This is a genomic window from Citrobacter sp. L55 (genome assembly GCF_002850715.1).
In the GTDB taxonomy this organism is placed as follows: domain Bacteria; phylum Pseudomonadota; class Gammaproteobacteria; order Enterobacterales; family Enterobacteriaceae; genus Citrobacter; species Citrobacter braakii.
In genome coordinates this window covers 1-6,736 of record NZ_KZ559436.1, presented here as the reverse complement: position 1 = coordinate 6,736, position 6,736 = coordinate 1, and the positions used below count along the sequence as shown (strand labels likewise).

At 48.4% G+C, this 6,736-nt stretch carries 16 protein-coding genes; all 16 read right to left on the bottom strand.

The genetic code is table 11. The annotated features are described in order from the left end of the window. Positions 1-98: 98 nt before the first annotated feature. Positions 99-194, bottom strand: a complete 96-nt coding sequence (locus B9P82_RS29245) for a TraR/DksA C4-type zinc finger protein (protein ID WP_246842186.1) — start codon at positions 192-194, stop codon at positions 99-101. A gap of 86 nt (positions 195-280) precedes the next feature. Then, positions 281-484, bottom strand: a complete 204-nt coding sequence (locus tag B9P82_RS27625) for a hypothetical protein (RefSeq protein ID WP_101701426.1) — start codon at positions 482-484, stop codon at positions 281-283. A 78-nt stretch (positions 485-562) separates the two neighbouring features. Then, entirely contained in the window at positions 563-781 is a 219-nt protein-coding gene (locus tag B9P82_RS27620) for a TraR/DksA family transcriptional regulator (RefSeq protein ID WP_101701425.1), read from the bottom strand. Further along, positions 774-1,013 (bottom strand): TraR/DksA family transcriptional regulator, encoded by a 240-nt coding sequence (locus B9P82_RS27615; protein WP_101701424.1) that lies wholly within the window; start codon positions 1,011-1,013, stop codon positions 774-776. Before B9P82_RS27615 ends, B9P82_RS27620 begins: the two co-directional genes overlap by 8 nt. 321 nt (positions 1,014-1,334) lie before the next feature. Next, positions 1,335-2,399 (bottom strand): phosphoadenosine phosphosulfate reductase domain-containing protein, encoded by a 1,065-nt coding sequence (locus tag B9P82_RS29240; RefSeq protein ID WP_246842185.1) that lies wholly within the window; start codon positions 2,397-2,399, stop codon positions 1,335-1,337. After that, entirely contained in the window at positions 2,396-2,563 is a 168-nt protein-coding gene (locus B9P82_RS28635) for a hypothetical protein (RefSeq protein ID WP_168188479.1), read from the bottom strand. The genes B9P82_RS29240 and B9P82_RS28635 overlap by 4 nt, the downstream gene beginning before the upstream one ends. Further along, positions 2,563-2,847, bottom strand: a complete 285-nt coding sequence (locus B9P82_RS27600) for a hypothetical protein (RefSeq protein ID WP_101701422.1) — start codon at positions 2,845-2,847, stop codon at positions 2,563-2,565. The genes B9P82_RS28635 and B9P82_RS27600 overlap by 1 nt, the downstream gene beginning before the upstream one ends. Before the next feature lie 23 nt (positions 2,848-2,870). Beyond that, on the bottom strand, positions 2,871-3,248 hold the full coding sequence (locus tag B9P82_RS27595; RefSeq protein ID WP_101701421.1) for a hypothetical protein: 378 nt from the start codon (positions 3,246-3,248) through the stop codon (positions 2,871-2,873). Further along, complete coding sequence (locus B9P82_RS27590; RefSeq protein ID WP_057101637.1) at positions 3,248-3,856, bottom strand: ERF family protein; 609 nt, start codon at positions 3,854-3,856, stop codon at positions 3,248-3,250. The genes B9P82_RS27595 and B9P82_RS27590 overlap by 1 nt, the downstream gene beginning before the upstream one ends. A gap of 7 nt (positions 3,857-3,863) precedes the next feature. Next, positions 3,864-4,052 carry a hypothetical protein gene (locus B9P82_RS29235; protein WP_101701420.1) on the bottom strand — a complete coding sequence of 63 codons (189 nt, stop codon included), beginning with the start codon at positions 4,050-4,052 and terminating at the stop codon, positions 3,864-3,866. Positions 4,053-4,060: 8 nt separating this feature from the next. Next, a complete protein-coding gene (locus B9P82_RS27580) occupies positions 4,061-5,032 on the bottom strand; it encodes a hypothetical protein (protein ID WP_101701419.1) in 972 nt (323 codons plus the stop codon). Between the two features lie 92 nt (positions 5,033-5,124). Beyond that, positions 5,125-5,328, bottom strand: a complete 204-nt coding sequence (locus B9P82_RS27575) for a hypothetical protein (protein WP_246842184.1) — start codon at positions 5,326-5,328, stop codon at positions 5,125-5,127. A gap of 9 nt (positions 5,329-5,337) precedes the next feature. Then, positions 5,338-5,544, bottom strand: a complete 207-nt coding sequence (locus B9P82_RS27570; RefSeq protein ID WP_047500189.1) for a phage encoded cell division inhibitor protein — start codon at positions 5,542-5,544, stop codon at positions 5,338-5,340. Then, positions 5,541-5,699 carry a hypothetical protein gene (locus tag B9P82_RS28630; protein WP_167789655.1) on the bottom strand — a complete coding sequence of 53 codons (159 nt, stop codon included), beginning with the start codon at positions 5,697-5,699 and terminating at the stop codon, positions 5,541-5,543. The genes B9P82_RS27570 and B9P82_RS28630 overlap by 4 nt, the downstream gene beginning before the upstream one ends. Beyond that, positions 5,696-5,962, bottom strand: coding sequence for a hypothetical protein (locus B9P82_RS27565; protein ID WP_168188478.1), 267 nt, complete (start codon positions 5,960-5,962; stop codon positions 5,696-5,698). Before B9P82_RS27565 ends, B9P82_RS28630 begins: the two co-directional genes overlap by 4 nt. Before the next feature lie 157 nt (positions 5,963-6,119). Beyond that, positions 6,120-6,736, bottom strand: a 617-nt coding sequence (locus B9P82_RS27560; RefSeq protein WP_210405010.1) for a hypothetical protein, incomplete at its 5' end; no start/stop codon positions are given.

Genomic DNA, 6,736 nt, shown 5'->3' with positions numbered 1-6,736 from the left:
CCCTGTACGATGTGTATATCCCTGCATCGCGTAGAACTGCCCGGCAAGTTCAATTGCGGCATCAACCAGTTCGCGATTTGTCATAGTTTCCTTCTCCATCACATCCTCCCAATCTTCTTACGCAATTCCATCTCACCCTGACAACTGACACACATCGTGCATCCCGGATACGCTTTCCGGCGCTCATCGCTCATGAAAATATCAGGAACGACTTCTTTGCAGCCTAATGCGAATGCCACAAGCTTATTAATGTCTTTGTCACTCAGCTTTCTGTAATCCATCACACTGGCTTCTCTGCTTCGGAAATAATGTTGTCCGTGGCGAAAGTGGATATTTCCAAATCTCCGTCACGCATACGGATAATCATGTTGTGCAAAGGCATGCCGTCGCACTGCCTGTTAAAGGTGGAGTGGTATTCTGCGCGACTGTGGGCCATCCACTCGTCCGGGTCGACGTTGTAAACCTTGCCTTTCGTTAGCTCCATCACATCACCCTCGCTTATCACATTTAACGCACCAACCACTAAAGCATTTACGTCCGCAGTGTTTGCATATAGGCCACATCACATCCTCCCAATCTTCTTACGCAATTCCATCTCACCCTGACAACTGACACACATCGTGCATCCCGGATACGCTTTCCGGCGCTCATCAAGTAACTTGTCACCGCACTCCTCACAGTGCGTTGCTGATACTGCTGAGTGGTTGAGTCTGTGCATATTCAGTGCCGCGTCACGCTGCAAATCTTCAAGCGTTGATGCGTTATCGATAATGTCAGCCATTTTCAGTGCTCCATGAACTGTCGGTTAATNTCTTACGCAATTCCATCTCACCCTGACAACTGACACACATCGTGCATCCCGGATACGCTTTCCGGCGCTCATCAAGTAACTTGTCACCGCACTCCTCACAGTGCGTTGCTGATACTGCTGAGTGGTTGAGTCTGTGCATATTCAGTGCCGCGTCACGCTGCAAATCTTCAAGCGTTGATGCGTTATCGATAATGTCAGCCATTTTCAGTGCTCCATGAACTGTCGGTTAATACGGTTGAAGGTGAACGCGAGAAAATAAAAAGGCCGCATTAGCGACCTTGTGATTTGCGATAGTTTGTTTCTCATGCGGCATTTTCCTGTCTTGCGAATAAGTCCATTTGCGCGGTATCTGCGTTACCTACTATGAATGCCTCGCACGACTCAGAACATGAACCTGCATTATTCCCGCCACCACCTCTAATTGTTGCTGCGATGTCCGCTCGATCGTAATCNCGGTTGAAGGTGAACGCGAGAAAATAAAAAGGCCGCATTAGCGACCTTGTGATTTGCGATAGTTTGTTTCTCATGCGGCATTTTCCTGTCTTGCGAATAAGTCCATTTGCGCGGTATCTGCGTTACCTACTATGAATGCCTCGCACGACTCAGAACATGAACCTGCATTATTCCCGCCACCACCTCTAATTGTTGCTGCGATGTCCGCTCGATCGTAATCAGCGTACATAGCCTCCACACCGTCCAGAGACTGACCTTCGCGGTACATAATCTTGTTTTCCTGTTGGCGGCGTTCGACGACTCGGACATTAGGAGACTCGATAACAGCGCGAAACTTGGCTAGCATCTCTGGCTCATCTCTCATAGCAAGAGCTACTTTGTTGAGTCCCTTTTTAATGCAGAAGACGCAATTTCCGAGATGTTCAGGTATTTGCAGGTCAAATGGCTGGCGAGACCACCAATCAAGAATGTCAGGCTTTTCAAACTCTGTAATTTCTGCCATGAAGTGCTGCTTTGATTTTCTGATGTCGAGAACGCGACCTGCTATTTTTTTTGCTAATTCAGTGTCCAGAAGGAATCTAGGTTCAAGCATAGAAACCATCTCATTAAGACTGACTATGCCAGTCATCTCTCTGTACAGCCCCCCNCCCCCCATCATGTAGTCATCGAAACCCATGCGGCGCATCATCCTGAAAATGGTATCTCCCCATATGCGAGCAGGTTCATCGATTCGCATCCCAAGCCAGGATACATGCTCATCAAAGTTATCCCGGCAGTAGTGGTTGCATACCTCAATCTTCATCGTCCTGGTGCAGAACGCACCGCCAAAATAAGGTGTTCCGTATTTCTCGGTTATATCTATCCATGGTTGAAGGTCAGGTCCAATATCATCGATGCCTATTACTTTGTATCCGTTCCCTTTTCCAAGGACTGGATTAACATCGACACGTAGGCATGTGAGATTTATCCCCCAGTGATTCACGACATCACGAATAAACTGGTAAGTTGCCGGATGTTCGGCTCCGGTATCCATGAACACATAGTGAATATTTTCACCAGCCTTCCTTCTCTTCTCCATCAAGTGAATAAGATATGCTGACGTTCTGCCTCCAGAGAAGCTGACGACATGGTTCATAATTCCTCCCGTTCAGGGTCATATTTACCCCATGCACATCTCTCAATATTCACCTGCAGCCGCTTATCTCCGACCTCTTCGATACTCCTACCGGTAATCTCTGCTACTTCTACGTTGGTGTAGCGCATGAGCGCTGATAGTTCTTCTATGCTCCAGACTTTCATCAGTCGCTCCTTATTTGTCCGTAACGACCGCGATACTTACGCATACGGTCATCAACGTAATCAGGCTCTACAGGTCCAACTACCATCCATCCCGGTCTGAATGACGCTTCTAAATTGGCGTACCAGACTTCCTTTTCGTGCAACTCCAGAAGCCTGTCTTCCATGGTTGGCTTCTGGAAATCGTCATTAGCGATAGCTGCAAAGCAACGAGCCAGCACCTCATCTTTGGTGCCTGATTTTTTAGGCGGGCGCAGATATCCCGCCCCGGTGAGAGGCGCCGACATAGCTAATTCCTTGTTGAGTTAATTCAGAACGGGATCGAATCGTCGAATTGCTGAGATGGTTGATTGTTGGATGGTTGCTGGTTATTGCCTGAAGTGGCAAATCCAATGCGAGCGTTTAATAGTTCGAGAGTTATAGACTGACCGTTTTGCCCCTGGTAAACATCCACCTTGATATTCTCTCCAGTTATTTCAACGATTCCACCTTCAACCAGAACATTTCGGTAGTAGTCAGCTTGCGCACCAGGCTTTGCAAAAACGGCTGCGCTATAGTTCGTCCATTCTTTTTGCTTGCTCTGGCGGTCGTAATACTGAACACCTGCTCGGATATTAAATCCGATGTTTTCACCCGCCTGAAACTCACGAGCTGCTTTGTTTAACCGTACTGTTATTGAATGCGCCATTAAGCGATAACTCCTTCAAGTTCATCTTTTCGAATGTTGTAAACGTCCTGAGCTTTCTGTTGCTCATCAGTACCTTCGAGCATTTTCCATGCTTTAGCGAAAGCTTGTTTAAGTTCATCGACTGAGGTCTTTTGTGCTGCGGCATCAGTGAAGGCCTTCAGGATCTGCTCAGGAGTAGGGGATGGTTTTGATTGTTTAGCTGGCGCGGAATTCTGCTGATGTTTGTGCTCATCAGTATCAGCATCTTTGGAGTCATCAATTCCGAACAATCCGTTAAGGCAATATTTGCGAGCGTAAGAGCTTGTAGCGCCAGTAACCTGAGCGGCATCCATACCTTTTTTGCTTTCTTCTTCTCGCGCCATAGCGGTTGCTGTGTGCTTATTTTCACCGTCCGTGATGGTCGCCGTAGCCTTGACGTAATACCGATCGCCAATCAGCACGATTTCATCGCTAATCGACAGGAAAAGCCCTTTCAGTAGCGGCTTAACTCCTTCGAGAATGTCCTCGCAGCTGCGGTATTTGTATTTGCCGAACGAGTTGTACTGATTCTTTGGCGCATTCAGGTGCTCCTGAATGGATGCCAGCCGCTCATAAAATGTGGCGCTCATAATTACCTCAGAATGGAAGTTCGGAAGGGTTAGACAGGAGCTCGCATTTATTCATGCGCTCACGTTTAGCCATAGACAGGCAGAAGCTTTTCATCGACTTGTTACCTGACTTGCGCCAGTAAAGCGCCTCAGTAACGTGGCACTGGCGTTTAATTCGGCTTAGTTCCGGAGTTCTTGCTAAATCGACAGGAATCATCTTCCACCTCAGTAGTTAATTTGTGTTCTCGGTACCAGGCCATCCATCATCGCCTTCAGGACTTCGATAGCCTGTTCGCGTGAGATGCTGGTATTAGCAGTGAGTGCGTTTACGATTTCAGTACCAACGGCCTTGCGGTGCTTAACATCTGCTTCACGCTTTGCCTTTTCGTCAGAGATGCGCTTCTCTTCTGCCATGCGGGCTGCTTCTTTCGCTTCAGCTTCACGCTTAATGCGATCAGCTTCTTCCTGAGCTTTGCGTTGTTCCGCTTCAATGGCTGCTTTCTTCTCTGCTTCGGCTTTCGCAGCTGCGTCTCTAGCTTCCTGCTCTGCGCGCTCTTGTGCTTGCTTAGCCAGTAATTCAGCCTGTGATCTTGCTGCAATCGCATCCTCTTCACGCTTCTTCGCTGCCGCCAGTTCAGCCGCTGCTTTCTCTTCGGCTTCTCGCTTGGCCTGTTCTGCTGCCTGACGCTTCAACTCTTCTTCATGAGCAATGCGCTGGCGTTCTGCTTCCGCTTTCTTCTCTGCCAGTTCACGGTCGAATGCGTCGTTCATCAGCAAAGCAATTTCATGATCGGATTCGAATTTCTTCCGGTCTTCCTCGGCTTTAATCTTGGCTGCTTCCTCTGCCTTAATTCGTTCCTGTTCAGCCTCCCATTCTTCGCGGGGCTTGAGGATTGCGTCACGAATGGCGTCGCACTCTCGGGTGAAAATGCGCAGCTCTTCCTCAGCCGGTTTTACCGCCTCCTTTAACCGCTTGAGATATTCACGCCCAGGCTTTTCAATGGCTGCTTTGCTGGACCCAACCATGCGGGCCAGACTGCCGATACGGTCACGACCTTTTTTAGTGGTAACGTCTGGCACTTCTTTTGCCATTTCGCGAATCTGCTCAAGATATCCAGCTAAACCACCAGAGGTATAAAGTGCTGGCGCTTGCTCTGGCTTGATTTCAATGACAGTTAAATCCGTTACTTCACTCATGGTCTCTCCTGAAATTTGGTTGTGCGCTTCCCGTCTGCGATAGCCGGACGAGTAGGGGGAATGGGGGTGTGGATTGTGTATTTGAAGCGGTATTAAATTTCGCGGATTAACTCGAAATAACCGCAAGAAGAATCGCTAACTACTGGGGCGCGTACTAATACAGCATCCATATCACCCCAATCTCTGCGTAATTGCTTATTTGATGGCAACTGTCTACCCAAAGCCTCCAACACTACAGCTCTGTCGAAATCGAATTTTGCACGGCCATCCATAACGAAATATTCAAACTCTTGCATAACTACCCCTCAATGACTCAATCCACCGCCAAGCCCGCTGAGATAAACCTCAACGAGCAACTCTTTCGTATAGGTGCGCTCACACCCGCGGTGGAGGTAAAGCTTCCCGCGCTTATGTGCTGATGCTGTCCACGTCGCATCTTTGTGCTTAACCAGCATCCCAGGCTGAACAGCACCGCGGTTAACTTCCTGCGTTCCGTAATGATGTAGGCTCATGATTTACCCTCCACCTGCTGCAATAACCCGGCAATGTGCATCTGCCAGCGGTTCATTGTGATTTTCTCGCGAGGTTTATCGACTGATGAGAGTTGCCACTCGTTGTCGTTGAGTTTTGATGCGTGGTACTGCTTGCCGTTGTGGGTGACTGTCATGATTCAGCCCCCAGATGACCTTTCCTGCGAAGCCACTCAATTACTTCATCAGCGTCAAGGCGATCCAGAATGTCATCGGTATGCCCAGCTTCCTCTGCCGAATCGATGTAGTCATCAAGATCAATGCTTTCGAAAACCGTCTTATCACCAATAGCTTCGAGAAGTTCATGTACGTCAACTGAGTCAATCTCGACGTTAACCACGTCCCACTTGCTACCGCTGACCGTGGCACTTTTACATTTAAATTCGATATCAATTGTCATAATCATCTCCGCGCTTAAGCCGCGCCGCTGAGCTAAAGACCTCTGCATGCAATTTTCATCGCTGCAAGAAATTAAGCGGTGGATAGCCGCCATTCATAACTAAGCGTCCTCTGAGAAGCCGCTGAGGTATGAGCAATAAAAAACCCGCCGGAGCGGGTCATTCTTCTTCCTGTGGCTCTAACTCAGCCAAAAAATATTCATCGGTTGGTAGAGATTCGAGTGGATACGTTTTCCGATGGCGTACAGGGTGATAGCCCTTGTTCGCATCATCGCAGGTAACTCCATAGAATCGCTCATCCTCATCCAACGGCGTATGGTTGAATCCCTCGAACACCTCAAATGTGTTTTTGTCGAAGTCAACCACGTATGCCCACTCGCAAAATAGTGAGTCAGCTGCAAACTCCGTATAGACGCGAACCGGCAATGGCTCACTGGAATCCTGAATTAGTGAAAGAATTTCACCGCCAGTATCTCGTGATAGCGAAGGGTGGTTTTTGCTGAATTTCTTAGCAATTGCGTGATCCACAAATCCGCTACTGCTTTCCATGTCATGCCCAACCTCAATCCACCACGCTTTAATCTGTTCTTCGGTAGGCTGAAATGTCTGCGAAAGCTTTGGAAGAAATACATCTCGGTTAAGTTCTTCACGCAGAAAAGTTAGAATGTCGATACCTTGACCTGATGGATAGCCATCCCACTGACCGTACTGCGCAACTTTGTACTCGCCGTCTTTGACCACGCAGGTCAAGTGTCTTGTTCCCATCGCCTTACCCT

Bases quoted from the DNA above. Each gene is read 5' to 3' on its own strand.
- B9P82_RS27580 (WP_101701419.1), bottom strand. From the start codon at position 5,032: ATGAGTGAAGTAACGGATTTAACTGTCATTGAAATCAAGCCAGAGCAA.
- B9P82_RS27625 (WP_101701426.1), bottom strand. From the start codon at position 484: ATGGAGCTAACGAAAGGCAAGGTTTACAACGTCGACCCGGACGAGTGG.
- B9P82_RS27575 (WP_246842184.1), bottom strand. From the start codon at position 5,328: ATGCAAGAGTTTGAATATTTCGTTATGGATGGCCGTGCAAAATTCGAT.
- B9P82_RS29245 (WP_246842186.1), bottom strand. From the start codon at position 194: ATGAGCGATGAGCGCCGGAAAGCGTATCCGGGATGCACGATGTGTGTC.
- B9P82_RS27570 (WP_047500189.1), bottom strand. From the start codon at position 5,544: ATGAGCCTACATCATTACGGAACGCAGGAAGTTAACCGCGGTGCTGTT.
- B9P82_RS28630 (WP_167789655.1), bottom strand. From the start codon at position 5,699: ATGACAGTCACCCACAACGGCAAGCAGTACCACGCATCAAAACTCAAC.
- B9P82_RS27620 (WP_101701425.1), bottom strand. From the start codon at position 781: ATGGCTGACATTATCGATAACGCATCAACGCTTGAAGATTTGCAGCGT.
- B9P82_RS27600 (WP_101701422.1), bottom strand. From the start codon at position 2,847: ATGTCGGCGCCTCTCACCGGGGCGGGATATCTGCGCCCGCCTAAAAAA.
- B9P82_RS27590 (WP_057101637.1), bottom strand. From the start codon at position 3,856: ATGAGCGCCACATTTTATGAGCGGCTGGCATCCATTCAGGAGCACCTG.
- B9P82_RS27595 (WP_101701421.1), bottom strand. From the start codon at position 3,248: ATGGCGCATTCAATAACAGTACGGTTAAACAAAGCAGCTCGTGAGTTT.
- B9P82_RS28635 (WP_168188479.1), bottom strand. From the start codon at position 2,563: ATGAAAGTCTGGAGCATAGAAGAACTATCAGCGCTCATGCGCTACACC.
- B9P82_RS29235 (WP_101701420.1), bottom strand. From the start codon at position 4,052: ATGATTCCTGTCGATTTAGCAAGAACTCCGGAACTAAGCCGAATTAAA.
- B9P82_RS27565 (WP_168188478.1), bottom strand. From the start codon at position 5,962: ATGACAATTGATATCGAATTTAAATGTAAAAGTGCCACGGTCAGCGGT.